Genomic DNA, 20,700 nt, shown 5'->3' on the forward strand with positions numbered 1-20,700 from the left:
AAGGATATGGAAATACAATTGCAAGACAAAACACTGGGTCAATGGTTGGAGCACTGGGCCGAAACCATCCCGGATAAAGAATATCTGGTTTACTCGGATCGCGACCTGCGTTTCACCTGGAAAGAATTCAACAACCGTGTAGACCGGATGGCTAAAGGAATGCTGTCTATCGGAATCGAGCATGGCACACATGTCGGTATCTGGGCAACCAATGTCCCCGACTGGCTGACTTTCCTTTATGCAACTGCCAAGATTGGGGCTGTTGCCGTCACAGTGAATACGAACTACAAACAGAATGAACTGGAATTCCTGGTAGAGAACGCCGATATTCATACGATGTGTATCACCGACGGTGTCTTCGATGGCAGCTATATCGACATGATGTATGCTATGCTTCCCGAGCTGAAAGAATCACAGCGCGGCTACCTGAAGAGCAAACGTTTCCCGAAACTGAAGAATGTGGTTTATATCGGCCAGGAGAAATATCGCGGTATGTATAACACGCCGGAACTGTTATTGCTGGGAGAAAACATCAGCGACGACAAACTGGAAGATGCCAAGAAGCTCGTTACCTGCCACGATGTTGTCAACATGCAATATACTTCCGGTACGACAGGTTTCCCGAAAGGTGTCATGCTGACGCACTATAATATAGCCAACAACGGTCTGCTGACTGGTGAGCATATGAAGTTCACTACCGAAGACAAGCTTTGTTGCTGCGTTCCCCTCTTCCACTGCTTCGGCGTGGTATTGGCTTCCATGAACGTACTGACACATGGTTGCACACAGGTGATGGTCGAAAAGTTCGATCCGCTGGTGGTGCTGGCGTCCATCCACAAAGAAAGATGTACGGCACTTTACGGCGTTCCGACCATGTTTATTGCCGAACTCAACCACCCGATGTTCCCGATGTTCGACCTGACTTCGCTCCGTACCGGTATCATGGCCGGTTCACTGTGCCCGGTAGAACTGATGCGTCAGGTAGAAGAGAAAATGTATATGAAGGTAACCAGTGTATATGGCCTGACGGAAACATCGCCCGGTATGACTCATTCCCGTATCGATGATCCGGCAGAAGCACGTCACAATACGGTTGGCCGCGACTTTGAATTTACGGAAGTACGTGTCATCGATCCTGAAACAGGCGAGGAATGTCCGGTTGGCGTACAGGGGGAAATGTGTAACCGTGGTTACAACAACATGAAAGGTTACTATAACAATCCTGCCGCGACTGCCGAGGTGATCGATAAAGAAGGCTTCCTGCATAGCGGCGACCTCGGTATAAAAGACGAAAACGGTTACTACCGCATCACCGGCCGTATCAAGGATATGATCATCCGTGGAGGCGAAAATGTCTACCCGCGTGAGATAGAAGAATTCCTTTATCACCTGGAAGGCGTAAAAGACGTCCAAGTGGCCGCCGTCCCGTCCAAGAAATATGGAGAAGAAGTCGGTGCGTTTATCATTCTGCATGAAGGCGTTACGATGACTGACGATGTGGTAAAGGATTTCTGCCGTGGAAAGATTGCCCGTCATAAGATACCGAAATATATCTTCTTTGTCGATACCTTCCCGATGACGGGTAGCGGAAAGATACAGAAGTTCAAATTGAAAGACCTCAGCCTCAAATTGCTGGCCGAACAAGGTATCACTCCGGTATAAAACAGATGGCTTTTACTTATAAAATAGCCGTTGGCATTGCCCAACGGCTATTTTTATTCAATATACCGACGCGGAATAATTTGCTATAAATCAGTTATAGGAATCGCTTTAATACTTTGAGTTCCACGATCTACCACAAGCAAAGTTCGGCGGGAAACCATTATTTTTTCAGGATTGGTAAAAGAAGCAGTATAGTTTTGCAGCAACTTACCATTAGACGGATCTATTTCCCATAGTTCAGACTGTTTACTATTGATACGTAAAGTTACAAATAATCGATTATCAATAAAAGCCAATGATTGCGGCGCATTTTCGAAACCGAGAGATACGCTGTTATACATGAAGCCACTATTACCTTCCCGTATGTTTTTCGGATCGAAAATATGAATTTCTTTCGTGTTTTGGGCAGTTACATATATGAGGCCCTCTTCGTTAACAGCAATTCCATATGTTCCGGCAGCTTCTTTTAGATTGACACTTCGACTGTAAATAGGAATCCGTCGTGCCGTCCCGGATTGTACGTCGTTTTCCAAAACGACGACCAGTTTACGTTTATCCCGAATCAGGATGCTACCTTGACTGGCTGCCACATCAAAAGCATGCACAGTCTGATAAGCACCTTCTCCCCAAGCCCCGGTTCCGATACATGTTATAAATTCATATGTGGAAGCATCGAACACATCCGTTCGACTTCCTGCATTTGTCACGTATATCTTATTGAAAGAACGGGTTACACCAGTAGGTTCTCCGGCAAAAGTCTCTTCTGTATTGTTATCTGTCCATTTCCGAATACTCCGTATATGGCGGATACCGGAAGAAACGTCAAAGATTTCGAGACTGTAATTGCCGGGAGCACTGTTGGCCACATAGAGTGTATTTTGATACAAGTGAGCGGCTTTAGGTTGAAACGTTTCAACGGTGGCTCCGGGAACATCCAGTACAGAAATGGTAAAGGAAAGCGGAGAACCCTCATTGCCGGCTTTGTCTGTTTCTGTAAAAGGAATACTAAGTCCGCCATCTATGGCATCCAGCTCCGGATCTTCAATGATATAGGCCGAAGCGGTATAGATATTTTTATTCTCTATCAAGTTCTTGTTTCGCCTCGTATGCAAGAAACGACGTGAATAAACCGGCAATTTCTTTTCCCTGGATAGTTGCGAATACACTTTCATACAAACGGTCGGGAATCCCCCTTCCGCCGGATAATAAGTCATATTACCACTGTGTCCGTAGCCGAGACAATGTGCCATTTCGTGATAGGGAGTGTCACTCCCGTTTGCATCGTCGGCATAATGGGTTAGATAAACATATTCACCTAATCCGTAGGTATTTCCTCCTCCCAGTCCTACCACATTTACGACACGTCCGAAACAAAACCCTGAATGATTAGTAATTTGTTTCTTCAAAGTGTTGATGTCAACAATGTTTCCATTATTAATCAGTTTTCCCTTCCATTTATCTAACTCCTGTTCAAACAAAGAAGTGGAGAACATTGCCGCCATATTCAGGGACAAGGCTACCGCTTCACGAGCAAGATGCGGACCAAAGCTCCCCCAGTTGGAACCGGAATATTTACCGAACCAGATGTTCCATTTAGGTTTGACATTGATCATGCCCTGATAGACCGGATCGGCAGACTCGATCCTGAACTTAAAATCTTTAGCATTGATCTCGGGAGTTGCCGATACAATCACTTCTTCACCCTCCCGGGTAGAATAGATTTTATCGTTATTGATAAAAGGTATCTTTATCCGGAATTCTTGAAAAGGATGTATATGTGTAAATTCCGCAAATCGCAATTCCTTTTCATATCCTTCTATGGTCGCCCACACAATTACATTTTTGATTCCTCTCGGGCTATAAAAGCGGAAAAGAAATTCCTGGTTTTCAGTTACAGAAATTTGTAAAGGCGCGTTTACACGAAAGCTACGTTGGTTGCGGTTGAAAAGTAAACTATCCGGTTCGCCATCCTGCAAAATATAAGCCGTATTGTCGGAATTATAATCATTTTCTGACATTCGGATAAGACCATATTTACTTTCCGCCGGCCCATCGCTGTCATTATTGTCCGTACATCCAAAAATGAGAATAAAACCAATAATCACCCCCAATACCCTGGTGATATTATCCCTTAATTTGATACTCATAACTATAAAACCCTATTTGTATTTTCGACCTGCAAAATTATAAATTTATTACAGGTAATTAGCGTGTTCTTCTTATCTTTGCCACACATTCAAAATAATTATTATTTATGTCACAATTATTTCCAACTAATCTGCCTTACAAAGTGGCAGATATGGGTTTGGCAGAATTCGGTCGCAAAGAGATTGAAATCGCCGAACACGAAATGCCGGGATTGATGGCGCTTCGCCAGAAATATGCCGATCAGAAACCTCTGAAAGGTGCCCGTATCACCGGCTCACTGCACATGACAATTCAGACTGCAGTGTTAATCGAAACATTAGTTGCGTTGGGAGCGGATGTACGCTGGGCAAGCTGTAACATCTTCTCTACACAGGATCATGCCGCCGCAGCTATTGCTGCAACAGGTGTTCCCGTTTTTGCCTGGAAAGGTGAAACACTGGAAGAATACTGGTGGTGTACCGATATGGCACTCCGTTTCCCCGGCGGAAAAGGCCCGCAGATGATTGTTGACGACGGAGGCGATGCTTCTCTGCTTGTTCACATGGGATATCGTGCTGAAAACGATGCTGAGACGATCAACCGTAAAGGTGGAAACCATGAGGAACAGGTTATTCTGGACACACTGAACAGTATCCTGAAAGAAGATAACCAGCGCTGGCATCGTACGATAGCTGAAATGAAGGGTGTTTCGGAAGAAACGACTACCGGAGTTCACCGCCTGTACCAGATGATGGAGAAAGGCGAACTGTTGGTTCCGGCTATCAATGTAAACGACTCTGTAACAAAATCCAAATTCGATAACCTGTATGGCTGCCGCGAGTCGCTGGCCGACGGTATCAAACGTGCAACCGACGTAATGATTGCAGGTAAAGTGGTAGTCGTTGCCGGATATGGTGACGTAGGTAAAGGTTGTGCCCACTCCATGCGCTCTTACGGAGCCCGCGTGCTGGTGACTGAAATCGACCCGATCTGTGCACTTCAGGCTGCAATGGAAGGATTTGAGGTGACTACGATGGAAGATGCCGTTAAGGAAGGAAATATATTCGTTACGACTACCGGTAACTGTGATATTATCACGATCGGACATATGTCGCAGATGAAGGATCAGGCAATTGTTTGTAACATCGGTCACTTCGACAACGAAATTCAGGTAGAGAATTTGGTTAACTATCCGAATATCAAGCACACCAACATCAAACCGCAGGTGGATAAATACACATTCCCTACCGGAAATTCTATCTTCCTGCTGGCTGAAGGCCGTTTGGTAAACCTGGGTTGTGCAACAGGCCACCCGTCGTTCGTGATGAGTAACTCATTCACCAACCAGGTATTAGCCCAGATCGATTTGTGGACAATGCCTTACGAAATAGGTGTTTACCGCCTGCCGAAACGCCTGGACGAAGAAGTTGCCCGCCTGCACCTCGAACGCATCGGTGTGAAACTGTCTACGTTGAGCCCGAAACAGGCCGATTATATCGGAGTGCCGGTAGAAGGCCCGTACAAAGCTGATCACTACAGATATTAACAGGCATTCAATCCCGATCGCGATCGACACATCCTCTCGGTCGGGATTGATACCTCATCTCGGTCGCAATCGACACCTTATTCCGGGCGCAATCGATATCCTATTACGATCACGAATAAATAAAACTCCTGACAACAGTTATGTTATACCGAAGTAAAGCACCTTTCAGATTGGGTATTGCCGGAGGAGGGACAGATGTATCTCCTTATTCAGACCTCTATGGTGGTGCTATCCTCAACGTTACCGTCAACTTATATGCCCACGCCACTATCCGCCCGCTTAACAATGGGAAGATACGGCTCATCCACATCAACGAAAACATCACGGAGGAGTTCGATGCCGTCAGCCAGCTTCCACTGGAAGGCAGATTGTTGCTACAACGGGGCATCTACAACTCGATCGTTTCGCGGTATAACAACGGAAAACCTCTTTCTTTCGAACTGATCACCCAGATGGATGTGCCTTCCGGTTCCGGTCTTGGCACCTCTTCCACCCTCGTTGTCGCTATTCTCGGAGCATTCACCGAATGGCTGCGACTGCCGCTGGGTAAATACGACATTGCACATTACGCTTACGAAATAGAACGTATCGACCTCAACATGGCCGGTGGTAAACAAGACCAGTATGCGGCCACCTTCGGAGGAGTCAACTTCATGGAGTTCCTGGAAGACGACAAAGTAATCGTCAATCCGCTTCGTATCAGCGACGACATCCTGCAGGAATGGGCGATGAACACTGTCCTTTTCTATACCGAACAGCAACGTTGCTCCGGAAAGATCATCGAAGAACAGGCCGAGAACGTCAAAAACAACAAAAACGATTCGCTGGAAGCCATGCACAACGTGAAGCATGAGGCTTTCCGTATGAAGAATTGCCTGCTAAGGGACGAACTCATCGAACTGGGAAAAGCCCTGAACACGAGTTGGACGAACAAGAAGAAAATGGCACGCAATATCTCCAACGAATTTATCGATCATATCTACGAAACAGCCATCGCCAACGGTGCCCTGGGAGGAAAGATCTCCGGAGCCGGAGGAGGAGGATTCATGTTTTTCTATTGCCCCGGCAATAGTTGCTATAAAGTGTCCGAAGTATTGGAAAAGATGGATATCGGACATATACAACAATTTGAATTTTGCAAGAAAGGATTGAACACATGGACAGTAAAGGAATAATCAGAAAACGGTTGGAGCAACACCGCGACGTAATCGAGCAGATCTTGTCGGATGAGAAGTTGCAGGACATGATCGCACAGATCACTGAAACGATTGTCACCTGTTTCAAATACGGGGGACGGGTCTATTTCTGCGGAAACGGGGGAAGTGCCGCCGATGCACAACATCTGGCTGCCGAGTTCTCCGGTAAGTTCTATCTGGAACGGGATATCCTGCCGTCCGAAGCATTACACTGTAACTCTTCTTACATCACAGCCGTATCCAACGACCTTAGCTTCGAGATCATCTATTCCCGCCTTATTTCGGGTATAGGGAAAGCCGGTGATGTCCTGATAGGCTTATCTACCTCAGGTAATTCGGCCAATATCGTAAAAGCATTCGAGACGTGCCATGAAAAGGCGATCACGACGGTGGCCTTTACTGGTTCCGACGGGGGACGGATGCGTGAATTATCCAAACTCATCATCAATGTGCCGTCTACCGATACACCGCGCATCCAGGAAGCGCATATCACCATCGGACATATCATTTGCGAGCTGGTAGAAGAAGAAATATTCGGTAAAAAGAAATAAGATGGAATGTATCATACTGGCAGGAGGAATGGGGACACGGCTACAAAGCGTAGTATCGGACGTTCCTAAATGTATGGCGCCGGTGGCCGGACATCCTTTCCTGTATTACCTGATAACCTCTCTGATTGAAGCGGGATTCAACCATATCATCCTTGCCCTGGGATACAAGCATGAAATTATTGAAGAATGGATCGAGGCCAATGCATTCCCCATCCATATATCTACCGTTACGGAAGAGACTCCGCTGGGTACGGGGGGGGCCGTCAGACTGGCTTTATCTAAGGCAGGAACCAACGAAGTATTTGTCTTAAATGGTGATACATTCTTTGGCGTCCATTATCCGGAAATGTTGAGCTTGCATAAGTCAACACAATCGGCGGTTACCGTTGCCCTAAAAAGAATGGAGAAGTTCGACAGATACGGAGTGGTCGATATAGAACAGCCAACCAGCCGTATCCTGCGCTTCAACGAAAAGCAGTATTGCGAATCAGGCCTGATCAACGGAGGTGTATACCTGATCAACCGTCACGAACTGGATAACTTCCCGATAAAGTTCTCACTGGAGAAAGACTTCTTTGAAACGGCTGTTCGTACCTCTACCCTTTCCGGCTATATATCGGAAGGTTACTTTATAGACATCGGTATCCCCGAAGATTACGAACGTGCCCAAACAGACTTTAAAGATGAAAAGTACAAAGCCATATAGCACGTTATTCCTGGATCGCGACGGCGTTATCAACAAACAACGCCCGCATGATTATGTCAAATCACCGGACGAGTTCATCTTCCTTGACGGAGTATTGGAAGCCCTCGAACTTCTTTCCCCCTTGTTCGATCATATCGTGATCGTTACTAATCAACGAGGGGTTGGTAAAGGGGTTATGAGTAGGGAGACATTAGAAGAGATACATGCCTCTATGTTGGCTACGATAGCACTTCACGGAGGAAGAATAGACAAAGTATATGTTTGTACGGCAACCAGCGATTCCCATAAAAGCCGGAAACCGAATATCGGCATGGCTCTTCAGGCTAAACAGGACTTTCCGGACATCGACTTCTCTACCAGTTTTATGGCCGGCGATAGTATAAGCGATATGCTCTTTGCAAAGAATGCAGGGATTACAGGTATTTTTATTGGAAATAAATATGGCCCGGGAGAGATTTCAAAAACACTCTACCAGGCCCATTATTCTGATTTATTAAGTTTCGCTCAGGCTTTTTTCTTGTAATGTTTCTTCAGTTCTGCTTCAACATCGACCTTTTGTTTCAAAATCACCTTACGAACAAACGCATAGATAAAGCCATTACCATATCCGCCTAACTGTATAAAGCTGGTTATAATAGACAGCAACGCGATAGACAAACTCTTATTTACCCACAAAGATTCCAGGAATAATGCCAGGATATATATACCTAAAGGTAACAATGCCCAAAGACAAATAAATGAGGAGATCAGCAGGAACAAAACTCCCAAGACAAAAACAGCAGGGAGCAGATGTACAAATTTCAATGAGTCCGGATGCATCAGATATAAATCCACACGAGCCATACCAAACACATAGACCTGTTTGTAGAAAGATTTCAGACTCACCCGACGCTTATGATAGACATAGGCTTCGGGGAACAACTCTACGGTGAATCCGGCTTTGCGGATACGGGTGCTTAAATCAATGTCCTCTCCGAACATATCCTTAAAACCACCGACCTTCTGATAAACCTCCCGGGAGAATCCCATATTGAACGTACGTGGGACAAACTTCTCCAATCCTTTTTTACTACCCCGGATACCACCGGTTGTCAGAAAAGAGGTCATCGAATAACTGATAGCTTTCTGCATCAGGGAGAAAGACGAATGTGCCCTATCTGGCCCACCGAAACAATCGGCATTTGTTTCCTTCAGATAGTCTGTTACCTTTTGAAAATAATCGGCAGGAATAATACAATCCGAATCAAAAAAGATCTGGTATTTACCTTCTGCACGCTCCATCCCATAGTTACGGGTCAGGCTTCGTCCGGAGTTCGGCTTAAAGAAATAACGTACATTCAACCTGTCCGCATATTCTTTAACCACCTCATCACACCGAACGGCAGAACCATCTTCTATAATTAAAACTTCAAAGTCTTTAAACGTCTGCAACAACAGGCTGTCCAACAACTCGCGAACTTCAACCGGACGGTTATATACGGGTATTATGATTGAATAAGAAATCATTTGTCTTTTATATCTGTAGTATTACGAGATTCTTGCCAGTATTTCCAACCAGACCAACCAACTGCAGCTATCAGCAACAACAGGATCAAAAATGAGCTGTAAGACGAGACATAGGCCGCTGTCACATAAGCTTCCGGACGGAACTCAAAAACTATCGTATGCTCTCCTGCCGGAACTAACATTCCCCGTAATATCCAATCTGTACGGAAATGAGGAACCTCTTTTCCATCGATCGTAGCTTTCCAACCTGGTTGATAATAGATTTCAGAAAAAACAGCCAGCTGTTCCGAATCGGCTTTAGTCTTATAAGTTAAACGATTGGGACGATATTTTTCAAGAACGATCGTAGCCGTAGAGTCTTTATGCGGTGTAAAACCTTCCAGATCTTTTGCGAAGCGTTTATCGACAACAGCTGTCTCTAACGGATTGATCACATTTAAAGCCTCTATTTCTGCATCCGCATTATCTACTATCTCAACCTTGTCTACAAACCAGGCATTGCCAAAAGCATACGGATTACGAATCGGAGCCTGATCCGGATTATAGATAATATAACGCATGTTCAGCATATTCAAAGAAGGCGACGCAGCCAGAACCGACATTATATCATCAACAGATTGTGCCTTTTGTAAAGCTCCGATTATATTCCGGTACTCTCCATCTAACCGATGGTCGATCAACTCCTGATATCTGCGCAATTTAACAGCATGATATCCTCCAATAGAATGATGGAAATAAGAGACATTTGTATCCTGCCAAGGATTATTCAGACCAAATACACGGAATGACTCATCCATATCTTTAAATATTTCTTTATCGGCAACACTTTCTTTGTATGTTTCCTGTGCAGTTTCTTTCACGTAATTACTATCATTCAGGTAACGACGATCCACACTCCACAAATCAACCAGGATCAGCACAGCCATACCAGCACTCACAAACATAGAAGTCCTGGTTTTATTCTTCGACTTCCAGAACCACACAAGCAATCCGGCTCCCAAAAGAATAAAAATCAAAGAACGTAATGCATCAGCAGAAGCCAACGAAGCACGATCCATCAACAAGGCAGTGTAATACCATTCCGGAACCTGATTCTGGAACTGGGCATCATAAAGCGAATGGAAGTTCAATAATAAGGAAGGCATTAACCAAAGTATCAAACAAATACCACCGGTTATTCCCAACGACCAAAGAAAACTCTTTTTTAAACGTGCCTCTTCAATCTTTTCTGTCAAAATTTCTCTCAATCCCCAGATACCGACAAGAGGGAACACCAATCCCGGTATTACCAATGCCATCTCCACAGTACGGAACTTATTATATAAAGGCAAATAGTGGAACATGATATCATTAAAGGCATCAAAATTTCTACCTAAAGCCAGGAACGTCAAAAAGACAGAGCCTCCTAACAGCCACCACTTCATCTGATTACGGATCACAAACATACCCAGGACAAACAAGAAACAAACCAACGCCCCGAAATAAACCGGCCCGGAAGTAAACGGCTTATCCCCCCAATAAGTATAAGTTTGTACTTCCTTCCCCACTTGTGCCCCATTCTTCTTAAGTTCTTTGTATAATTCAGAAGAACTATCCAAAGTTCCTCCGGAGCCACCTCCATATACGTCGGGAACCATAACCGTCAGCAACTCTTTCCAGCCATAACTCCATTGGAAAGCATAGTCTTTATCCAGCCCTGTAGAAGCTTTCTCTACTTTTCCTGTTTCATCAGCTTTAGGGGTCAGCTCAGAAGCTCCACGGATAGAGTGCTGACCCAAATCCCAGTTTGAATACATATGTTTGGCGTTGGGTAGCACGGCCAAAATAACACAAGCAGCCATAATCAAAGATGTTTTCATCCACTCTCCGTAGGCCTTTTCTTTAAACATCTTTATCGCATATCCCAAATAGATGAATAAACAAAGTAGTACTAAATAGTAGGTAATCTGGATGTGTCCGTTATATAAAGAAAACGCAACGCCAAGAAGGAACAACACAGCTCCCCACAACCATTTACGTTTGAATAACAGGAACATTCCAGCTAAAGTAACAGGCATATACCCAATCACATAAGCCTTTACTATATGCCCTGCTTCAATGATAATAATATTATAAGATGCAAAGGCGAAAGCAATAGCCCCGGCAATTGCTAACCACCAGTTTACCCCCATGATGCACATCAAAAGATAAAAACAAACCAGGCCTACAAAAACCATCGCAGCATCTCCATATCCTACTGTTTTCAGCCAACTATCCACTATACTGTAAGAAGGTAACTCCGGAGCCGGATTTCCATATCCGGGACCATAAGGCATACCCGAAAACATTGCATCCGACCAAACGCTAAATTCTCCAGGCTCGGCCGTTTTTGCATATTTATCGGCTTGGCTTCCTCCCATACCCGTAGCTTTTATATTATCCCCCTGCATGATGACCTTACCATCAAATACAGCCGGAGAGAAATAAGCCATTACTAACCCTAAAAATAAGATAAGGGCAGCAATATGCTTACCCACATTTTTCATAATACTATGCATATTATATATTATTTGTTTATACTCTTCCTTTAAACCATTTGGCCGCGTAAAAACGTATAGCGAACCATATATGAAACAGCGATGTCGACACTATTCCATAATACTGACACATAATATCGTACCTCTCTTTTAATGACGCTTTTCTTTGTGTTGTACTCACGCCACCATCCAAAAAATTAGAGAGAACCATTCGTGTATTATATATTCTCCGTGCATTTTTCATACACCGAATACACCATTCGAAATCAGCCGAATAACGGTATTTTAAATCATATAACGGAGCAATAGTACGTTTTGTTATAAACGACTGATGACAAACTAACATCCCCATCCTGAAACTTTTCCATGTAAGTTTCTCGGGAGCCTTCAATCTCCGTTTCCCCAATGATTTACCATCTTCATCAACAATAAAGGTTTCCCCATATATAATATCAGGCAGAATTTTCTTTTTCTGTACCAATGAGGCAACTCGCTGTACGGTATCTGAAGTATACAAAGAATCCCCTGCATTTATAAACCAGACATAATCTCCAGTCGCTTTTTGAAGCCCCTTGTTCATCGCATCATAAATACCTTTATCCGGTTCACTGACCCAATAAGATATACCAGAAGCATATTGTTTTATTATATCCACTGTTCCATCTGTCGAACCTCCGTCAATAACAATATACTCTATATTTGAGTACGACTGGCTCAGCACATTAAGAATAGTCTGCTCCACCCAGCGGGAAGCATTATATGTGATTGTTATAATTGAAAAAAGAGGTTGTTGCATATTCATTAATGAAAAAGAAACTATAAATTAATCATTGCCAACAAACGTTCGGCAACTTTCCGGGGTGTATAATTTTCTAAAACAAACTCCCGACCATTCGTAGCAATCTCCCCTAAGACCGACGATTCATCAAGACTTTTTGCATCCTGGCTTAAGAGCTTATCTAATCGATCCACGTTTTTAATATCTATACCAATATAATGCTTACCATTCTCCGGCATTACAGGTAATACACATCCGTATTTTTCCAAATCCACATGAATTACACAAGCTGCAGCAGCCCAAGCTTCCCACAAACGCCAGGAATCCCATTGACGAACTCTATCCCATTCATAAATATTCAAGACTCCATTTATTTCACGTGCAATTTTAGCAGTATATTTATTATAATTACCCACAGGAATAGCAAAAACCCCTCCGTAACAAGCACAAGCCATACTCGATGACAGTTTCTTGTAGTATTCAGGATAATGCCTTGCACCGGTCTGCTTCCAGTATAAAAGATCATCTCCCTCCAGTCCCTCATTAGAGAAAGCATCACACGATGTGTTCCAAATCATATACTTTGAAAAAACAGGAGCAACCAAATTCCCGACAAAATCTCTTAATTGATGCTTTGCTCTAAAATTTACCAGAACCTGAGGGACACGTTCCTTATAAGGTAAAGGAGATACAGCTTTTAATATTCTATTACAAAGACCAAACTGCCAAGGATGGAAATTTTGAGGATATTTGTATAGTTTATTATAATGCGACTTCAAAACAATATCACACGAACGGCCACCTTTTCTAAATCCTGGAGTACGTAGGCCATCACTGTCATCCAGAAAAACCGTAATATATTTTCTCGGTTTCTTATTCAACCGGATTAACGTTTCGTCAGCTTGAGGATCCCGCTCATATATAGTATAATGGATAATTACAATATCAGCATCAGAGAGGGAGTGCTTGTCATCATATTTTATTAAAAAATCTTTTCCAATGCCAGTAAGGCAATTGGAAAAGTCTGAATAGCATGCTATTCCCATTTCTGTAAATCCTTCTGCAAGGCAAACACAGGAATGATAAATAACATCTCCCAAGTTCTTACCCCAATAAAAATAAGCCTCCATCAGAATTTATTTATCGTCTCTACTACTTTATAAATATCATCTTCCGTATGACCGAATGAAATAGGGAGGCTCAATGTCGTTCTATGGATTTCTTCCGATATGGGATATTCTCCAATAATAATTCCTTCCATTGCTTTCTGCTTATTCGGAGGGATCGGATAATGAATATCTGTTTTAATGTCATTTTTCAGAAGATATTCTTTTAACTCATCCCGTTTTGGATGACGTATATTAAAGATATGGTATACATCAAAATAGTCTGAAGAAACCGACGGTTTTATAAAATCATCTTTTAATTCTTTCAGATATATTGCTGCCAAATCTCTCTTATGCCGATTAATCTTATCAAGATATTTAAGCTTTACACTTAATAAGCCTGCCTGAATTTCATCCAAACGGGAGTTATAACCTATATAATCATTCTGATATTTAATTTTAGACCCGTAATTTCTTAAAGCCATAAACAGATCTTTCTTTTCCTGATCATTCGTTGTAATAGCCCCCGCATCTCCTAAAGCACCTAAGTTCTTAGTCGGATAAAAAGAAAAAGCCCCGATACCAAAAGTTCCGACTTTCTGCCCTTTATACATTGCTCCATGAGCCTGTGCACAATCTTCAATAACGGGTAACTTATATTTGCCGGCGATCTGCATAATAGGTTCCATATCACATGCCTTCCCATACAAATGAACAACCATGATCGCCTTGGTATTCTTTGTTATCTTTTCCTCTATTTTGAGAGGATCGATATTGTATGTATGGATATCCGGCTCTACCAACACTGGCTTAAGACCACATTGAAGAATAGATAGGATAGTTGCGATATAGGTATTCGAAGGGACAAGTACTTCACTTCCTGCAGGAAAATCATAACAACGTAAAGCCAGCATTAAAGCATCCAGTCCAGAGGCAACCCCTATACAATGTTTTGTTCCGCAGTATTGCGCGAATGCCTCTTCAAATGTTGCAACCTGTTTACCAAGAATATACCAACCACTATTCAGTAACTCTCTAAAACATTGCACATATTCATCTTCGAAAGATTTATTCAATCTCCCTAAACTTTCATATTCAATCATAAGGTTCGTAGATATAATCATTTGAATCAAAAAACTCAGATGCTATAACCATAAGGATAGCATCCTTACTGAAATGATGCATGATATGCCAGTCTGCCGGTTCCAATATCAGGCATTTATGGGGAGAATCCAAGACAAAGACTTGTTTCTCTTTCCCTGTATTATTGGATATTGTACAATGACCTTGCAGGCAAATTGCCGCCTGTACTGTCTTATGATGACGATGACCACCTCTCTCTGAATCATCAACACCATATATATAGAATATTCGTTTCATATCAAACGGTAATACTTTTTCTATTACAGTCAGATTTCCACGATCATCTGTAAACGTCTTCAAATCTATGATATGAGCCATATTTTAGTTCTCATGTAATAATTTAATATATTTTTTTTCCTTCAGTCCGCGACGAACAAGAAGCTCTAGCAGATACTTATAATATTTCCATCCATGCAAATATAACTCAGAAGTTTGTATCGCAGGGTAATTACTTCTTATTTGTTTAATTTCTTTCACATATGGCTTGAAAAGCAAAACGATTGAAGTTTCGTTTCTTTCATAATAAGGCCGGGGAGAGAAATAGTCCGGAGTAACAAAGACAAAAGAGTGAAAATGAAAAAAGATTACAGGAAATCTTTTATTTGTTTTCAGTTCGCGCCCTCTTATGCAATCATTCAACTGTTCAAACTCATATTGTTGCATATTCCAAGGGGCTACTCCGCCCCCCAAATTTCGGGAGACATAAACACCTTCAAAACGCTCAGGCCAATCATCCAGATATTTCTGATCTCCAAAACGTCCTTCTTCAAATCGATTATAGCACCAATCCAAACAAGCATTACGCCACCATTCAAGTACAACTCGTCCTTCTTGATTATTTTTAAAGGTGACAAATTGAACACAATAGATGCCGGTTTTCTCACTCTGATCATATTCCGGAGTATAGCGATGAGGCGTTATCAATACAGAATTATCTCCCATCTCATCCAATAAGACCTGAGGGGAAGAAAAAAAGTACAAATCCGAATCCAGATAAGTACAATGATCCACTTTATAATTATTAAGTACGTATAGAATCGTTGAAGAAGAACATGTCCAACAATATTCCGCTCGAGTACGGGTAGGTTTCACCTTCAATAACTCTTCGTCTTCAAACTCAGATAGAGAAATCACTGTAGCATTTACTAACTGCAACGATTTCAGGATCGAATAGCACTTATCATTAAAAGCAAATATATATAAATGGAAATCTTTACAATGTTGACTCAGCGAATTATACATTGCCAGTCCCCTTGAAAGATAAACAGAATCAAATAAAGTGCAGAAATTAAGCATATCAACTAATTTTAAAAAGACGTTTCAGCCTGGCTTTAACTTTATAGTAAAACATCACATATCTGAAATAATAAATAAAAGCATTTCTTCCTTGCTTCGATTCTTGAATCACTGTTTCAGAAAGTTCTATAGGAGAATCTGCCAGCGATACATTAAACATTTCATTAACTCCGCAATGCGTACCACTCCCATCCACTCCTATCTGATTTACTAAAGACCGTCCAGGATATAACGTAAATTTATTTTGTAGAAATGCAGATGCATACCAACGGATCGCCCAAGAATTATTCTTTCCTTCAATTTGCCGTTTTAACATCCGAAAGTAAGGATAGGAATTGTCAAAATCAAATTCTTTTTGCAGATTTCGTTTCTCTATTTCATTTAATAATCTCTTTCCGTCTGGACAGAACAGATCCCATCCACGCTTCCAAGTAGCCCATCCCCAACAATCAGCTCCTTTTATAAAAAAGGTTTCAGGTAGTTTTTGTTTTACCGGATATACATATCCATGAATACAAACAACCTGCTCTTCTTTCTCATAAAAATCAAGCGCTTCATTCATATACTTTAAAAAATAACGTGAGACGACGAGATCATCTTCCAAAACGATCACCTTTCCATATTGGTTAACTATTGAGGTCACACCATCAATAATATTCTTTGCTAGTCCCCAATTTTCTTTACGTTCTATTATATTTATAGACTTAAAACCGCTAATTGTTCTCAAATACTCTCGTACAGATAAAATTTCATGAGCAACATTACTGTTTTTGATTCCATCTGAATAAATAAATAAATCACTTTCCTTGGCACACTTATTCTTCAATAACGAATTAATAACCTGCTGAGTGTGATTAGAACGATTGTATGTAAATAAAACAATAGGTGCTAATATCATTTCTTTTTATAAAAATTTCCACATAAAAAATCAATTACTCCTTGACATACAGCCTTAAACAAATCTATCTCACCTTTTAAAATCAAATTTAAGGAAGTAGATAAATTAATAACCAGCAACTGATATAAAATAGATATAAGCCGTGTTAATCCATACAAATTTCTTTTATACAACAAAAGTCTGTTTCTTGTGTTATAATAACAAACTAAAGAAGAGTCTTTACCTGTGCTTTGGCTACCTACATGATAGACTATTGACTGCGGCTCATACCAAATAGAAAAACCCAGATTTCTAATATGAATAGACAAATCAACTTCTTCAGAATACAAAAAATATATTTCAGGCCATCCACCTATTTTATTCAAAACATCTTTTTTAATAATAACTGCAGCTCCGTGCATTAACGAAACTTCCTGCGATACAGAAAGTCCTTTTTCTAAACTACCGTTCAAATAATGTATTCGCAGCAGATACTTGTCAATAGGCTCACATCCCCCATAACATAATGTATTATCCATATATCTTATTTGTGGTGATATAGCTGCAATATTTGTATCTTGGTGAATTTTTTCTAATAATGGTAGTATAAAATTTGACTTAATAATGATATCATTATTTATAAATAATAATAATTCACCCGTAGAATATTTAACTCCCAAATTATTTCCTCCTGAAAAGCCTAAATTAACATCACTCCGAACACAAATTACTCCATCAAACTCATCTTCAAGTATTTTAGCTTCATTATTCACCGAAGCATTATCAACAACAATAATTTCATACTCGACTCCTTGAATCTCTTTTCTAAATGACCCCAAAAAAACTCTAGTATCTGAAAGTCCATTATAATTAATAGTTATTACAGATATTTTCATTTGAACCTTCCCAGCTTTCTTACTTCATTCTCCCATGAAATAATCTTATTATCTATCGGTTTACTCTCATAGATAGATTGAATATCTATTTCTCCATCTATTATTTGTTGTAAACGAAAAGCTAATATTCTTGCATCATTCATAGGATATAATTCACCCATACCCATCGAAATTAATTCTTTAGCACATCCAACATCTGTTGAAAGTATATAATTATTAAAACGAAAAGCCTCTCCAATTACTATACCATAGGATTCATAAATAGCTGTATGAACAAAAATTTTGGATCTATTAAACCAAGAGTACAATTCCTTTTTATCATAAACAGCTCCTATAAAATGAACTTTTTCTTTCAATTCTCTATTTTCAACAAAATAAGTATCAATATATGATTGAAAATCACATTCTTCTTTTTCAACTGGTCCTATAAATACAACAGAATAGTCTTTCAAATCAATCTTTTTTAAAGCATCAAGAAACAGTTCTGTATTCTTCTGTTTAGAACCATGGCGACCAACAGAGATAATAAGTTTTTCTTTTTGATTTATTGGATATTCTTTTATATCATATGTATTTAAAATTTCTTCATCAATCCCTAATCGCATATGAATCAATTTATTTTGATTTACACTTAAAGGTTCTTGAATCTTATAAAAATTATAAATATCAACTAATTCTACAGAAATTTTGTCTGCAATATTACATGCTTTATACAAGATTTTTTTTATAAAGAAGTTTTTAATATTTACCAGTAATGTTTTCTTTCTAAATAAAGCAGCCCAAAGTCCATATCCATCACTAAAAATATAAAATATACCTTTGGGATTTCTTAATTTATAAATCCAACCTATTATTATAGTCAAATAAGAAAAATGCGGTCTAATTAATACATCTATTTCATGTGCATGCATATAAAAAAACCAAAGAAAATACCATTCACCAATTAATGAACCAGTTTTTCTAATTCCCCAGAATTTCAACGGACAAAAATGTACACCTCTATAATATTCAGCAAGATCCTTACTTTTCTCATCAGCACGATAAACTATTGCAACAGACATATTGTTTTGTTTACCAATATAATAAGGAAGAGGGAAAGTTTTTAACAATTCAACCTTATCATAATGAGAAAAGTTATATACAATGCTCTTTTTACTCATTTTTCAACAATCTCAAATCCAATTGAACATAATCAATTCCAGATATATTAGCAGATATTCGAGCAAAAGAACTATCACCTGCATAAATTTTCTTTGTTCGTGATAATATATTCATCTCAACAAAGGCATCAATAATTCCTTCTTCAGTATTTCGATTGGTTTCTTTCATAAATGCCATTATCCTATCACCATATAAATCCTTTAAGTATTTTTTTTCTTCCATGGAATCCGAGGCTAAAAAGAAAGAGATACCTTCATCTATCTCTATTTCATTATTTATTGCACTTACAAATAAATTTGTCGGACTATATTTCTGAGTATTCCAATTATCTGTTCGCCTAATATGAATACCCACCATACTAGAAATATTAGAGAACTTAAGTGCTTGGATCTTTCTTTCTATTATATCAGAAGGCTTTATCCACTTATACATTCCTTCATTCCTCCAATACACCCCACAAGAAACCATGTAAACATTAGAATAACAATCTAATTGTTCATCAAAAGGAGGATATTCACAACTTACATGAAAATCATCATGATAGTAATATATAGCCTTATCATAATAGAATTTCTCAAAAACAGAAGGTATCCATAAATTTTTTCTTCGAGGATTATCTCTTAATAAAAAATCACTTACTCTTGCATTACAAATCTCCACAAAATCTAACATTGGATCCAAATAGAATAATTTTTCATAGCTACAATTAAGCCCACAATCCTTAAACCATAATATTTTCAAATTCCATTTCTTTTCTATACAAAAAGCTATTGCAGAACTTATAGCCTCTATTCTATTTCCTAATCCACCAACGGGAACTAATGTTATTTGTTTTTTTCTCATAAAAAGCATCAAACATTTAAATATATTTTTAATTTTCGAGCCATCCTCAAAAACTTATTTTTAGGAAAATTCTGATGAATATAACTTACTTGTTTATGAGTTAATCTTTTTAATTCATGGTTTCTCATATAGCTATCCACTCTCTCCTCAAACAATTCGCCACCATAAATTGGATATCTAGAAGAAGCTATATTATATTCATTATAGATAGGTTTTCTAAATACTTCATTTTTTACTAAATAACACTGATCCGAGAAACCATATCCTATATAGAACTCTTCTATTTCGTCCATAGATTCATTAAATGCATCTTGATGTCTATAATTCCATAAAGGATTAGCTACGACAAAATCAGAATGCGTGTTCATTTGTCGCATTGCTTGTTCTATCCAATTAATAGTAGTATTCTTTCCCATTATAGCGTCACTAGAAAAATGAAGATGATAAGTTGTTTTACTTAAATAGAGTCCAACTAATTCAGATATTGAATAATAATATCCTCTTCCAAAAGATTTTTTATCAATCTGAAAAAAACTAAGCGAATCTTTTGCATAATCCTCTGCTATATAATAAGCATCAATTACACCTGTTTTCACCTTTTCTTCTGCATATTTACAAACTAAAGAAATATCACTTACATTGTTTATTATTAATTGCTTATGTGTAAAAGAGCAAGGGATCCTTTGCAACATTTCATCTAAATAGTTTGTCTTTAAAACAAACTCCCAATCATTCTCATAACATTTTGTTTCAAATGTAACAGTTTCCATTATTCTATAATTTGGTATTT

Annotated in this window: 19 protein-coding genes; 6 read left to right on the forward strand and 13 right to left on the reverse strand. The window is 39.7% G+C overall.

Annotation, left to right across the window (positions count from 1 at the left end; translation table 11 throughout):
* The first annotated feature begins 6 nt into the window (after positions 1–6).
* Entirely contained in the window at positions 7–1,662 is a 1,656-nt protein-coding gene (locus tag HMPREF1536_RS07740; protein WP_044191427.1) for an AMP-binding protein, read from the forward strand.
* A gap of 83 nt (positions 1,663–1,745) precedes the next feature.
* On the opposite strand, the gene HMPREF1536_RS07745 is transcribed toward HMPREF1536_RS07740, so the two are convergent.
* Positions 1,746–3,809: an NHL repeat-containing protein gene (locus HMPREF1536_RS07745; RefSeq protein ID WP_044191430.1), complete on the reverse strand. Its 2,064-nt coding sequence runs from the start codon at positions 3,807–3,809 to the stop codon at positions 1,746–1,748.
* A 107-nt stretch (positions 3,810–3,916) separates the two neighbouring features.
* On the opposite strand from HMPREF1536_RS07745, the gene ahcY reads away from it, so the two are divergent.
* The 5 genes from ahcY to HMPREF1536_RS07770 all read left to right on the forward strand — a co-directional run bounded on the left by ahcY (position 3,917) and on the right by HMPREF1536_RS07770 (position 8,311).
* Positions 3,917–5,335, forward strand: a complete 1,419-nt coding sequence (gene ahcY, locus HMPREF1536_RS07750) for an adenosylhomocysteinase (RefSeq protein ID WP_028726470.1) — start codon at positions 3,917–3,919, stop codon at positions 5,333–5,335.
* Positions 5,336–5,475: 140 nt separating this feature from the next.
* The gene (locus HMPREF1536_RS07755; RefSeq protein ID WP_028726471.1) at positions 5,476–6,510 is read left to right on the forward strand and encodes a GHMP family kinase ATP-binding protein; all 1,035 of its coding nucleotides are present in this window, start codon (positions 5,476–5,478) and stop codon (positions 6,508–6,510) included.
* Entirely contained in the window at positions 6,492–7,082 is a 591-nt protein-coding gene (locus HMPREF1536_RS07760) for a D-sedoheptulose-7-phosphate isomerase (RefSeq protein WP_028726472.1), read from the forward strand. The genes HMPREF1536_RS07755 and HMPREF1536_RS07760 overlap by 19 nt, the downstream gene beginning before the upstream one ends.
* A gap of 1 nt (position 7,083) precedes the next feature.
* Entirely contained in the window at positions 7,084–7,788 is a 705-nt protein-coding gene (locus tag HMPREF1536_RS07765) for a nucleotidyltransferase family protein (RefSeq protein WP_028726473.1), read from the forward strand.
* Positions 7,766–8,311, forward strand: coding sequence for a D-glycero-alpha-D-manno-heptose-1,7-bisphosphate 7-phosphatase (locus tag HMPREF1536_RS07770; RefSeq protein ID WP_028726474.1), 546 nt, complete (start codon positions 7,766–7,768; stop codon positions 8,309–8,311). Before HMPREF1536_RS07765 ends, HMPREF1536_RS07770 begins: the two co-directional genes overlap by 23 nt.
* Here the strand turns inward: HMPREF1536_RS07770 and HMPREF1536_RS07775 are convergent.
* From HMPREF1536_RS07775 to HMPREF1536_RS07830, 12 genes are read right to left on the reverse strand one after another with little or no spacing between them, the layout of a single operon-like run.
* Entirely contained in the window at positions 8,293–9,294 is a 1,002-nt protein-coding gene (locus HMPREF1536_RS07775; RefSeq protein WP_028726475.1) for a glycosyltransferase, read from the reverse strand. The genes HMPREF1536_RS07770 and HMPREF1536_RS07775 overlap by 19 nt on opposite strands.
* The gene (locus HMPREF1536_RS07780) at positions 9,291–11,831 is read right to left on the reverse strand and encodes a YfhO family protein (RefSeq protein ID WP_028726476.1); all 2,541 of its coding nucleotides are present in this window, start codon (positions 11,829–11,831) and stop codon (positions 9,291–9,293) included. Before HMPREF1536_RS07780 ends, HMPREF1536_RS07775 begins: the two co-directional genes overlap by 4 nt.
* Positions 11,832–11,847: 16 nt before the next feature.
* Positions 11,848–12,606, reverse strand: coding sequence for a glycosyltransferase family 2 protein (locus HMPREF1536_RS07785; RefSeq protein ID WP_044191433.1), 759 nt, complete (start codon positions 12,604–12,606; stop codon positions 11,848–11,850).
* Positions 12,607–12,626: 20 nt separating this feature from the next.
* Positions 12,627–13,718, reverse strand: a complete 1,092-nt coding sequence (locus HMPREF1536_RS07790; protein WP_028726478.1) for a glycosyltransferase — start codon at positions 13,716–13,718, stop codon at positions 12,627–12,629.
* Positions 13,718–14,797, reverse strand: a complete 1,080-nt coding sequence (locus tag HMPREF1536_RS07795; RefSeq protein ID WP_028726479.1) for a DegT/DnrJ/EryC1/StrS family aminotransferase — start codon at positions 14,795–14,797, stop codon at positions 13,718–13,720. The genes HMPREF1536_RS07790 and HMPREF1536_RS07795 overlap by 1 nt, the downstream gene beginning before the upstream one ends.
* Entirely contained in the window at positions 14,790–15,155 is a 366-nt protein-coding gene (locus HMPREF1536_RS07800; protein WP_028726480.1) for a sugar 3,4-ketoisomerase, read from the reverse strand. The genes HMPREF1536_RS07795 and HMPREF1536_RS07800 overlap by 8 nt, the downstream gene beginning before the upstream one ends.
* Before the next feature lie 3 nt (positions 15,156–15,158).
* The gene (locus HMPREF1536_RS07805) at positions 15,159–16,133 is read right to left on the reverse strand and encodes a hypothetical protein (protein WP_028726481.1); all 975 of its coding nucleotides are present in this window, start codon (positions 16,131–16,133) and stop codon (positions 15,159–15,161) included.
* A gap of 1 nt (position 16,134) precedes the next feature.
* The gene (locus tag HMPREF1536_RS07810) at positions 16,135–17,031 is read right to left on the reverse strand and encodes a glycosyltransferase (protein ID WP_028726482.1); all 897 of its coding nucleotides are present in this window, start codon (positions 17,029–17,031) and stop codon (positions 16,135–16,137) included.
* Entirely contained in the window at positions 17,028–17,906 is an 879-nt protein-coding gene (locus tag HMPREF1536_RS07815; protein ID WP_028726483.1) for a glycosyltransferase family 2 protein, read from the reverse strand. The genes HMPREF1536_RS07810 and HMPREF1536_RS07815 overlap by 4 nt, the downstream gene beginning before the upstream one ends.
* A complete protein-coding gene (locus HMPREF1536_RS27040; RefSeq protein ID WP_081693251.1) occupies positions 17,903–19,066 on the reverse strand; it encodes a glycosyltransferase family 4 protein in 1,164 nt (387 codons plus the stop codon). The genes HMPREF1536_RS07815 and HMPREF1536_RS27040 overlap by 4 nt, the downstream gene beginning before the upstream one ends.
* On the reverse strand, positions 19,059–19,910 hold the full coding sequence (locus HMPREF1536_RS07825; protein WP_150115608.1) for an O-fucosyltransferase family protein: 852 nt from the start codon (positions 19,908–19,910) through the stop codon (positions 19,059–19,061). The genes HMPREF1536_RS27040 and HMPREF1536_RS07825 overlap by 8 nt, the downstream gene beginning before the upstream one ends.
* Positions 19,911–19,918: 8 nt before the next feature.
* Complete coding sequence (locus tag HMPREF1536_RS07830; RefSeq protein WP_028726486.1) at positions 19,919–20,680, reverse strand: hypothetical protein; 762 nt, start codon at positions 20,678–20,680, stop codon at positions 19,919–19,921.
* Positions 20,681–20,700 lie beyond the last annotated feature (20 nt).

This window comes from Parabacteroides gordonii MS-1 = DSM 23371, assembly GCF_000969825.1.
In the GTDB taxonomy this organism is placed as follows: domain Bacteria; phylum Bacteroidota; class Bacteroidia; order Bacteroidales; family Tannerellaceae; genus Parabacteroides; species Parabacteroides gordonii.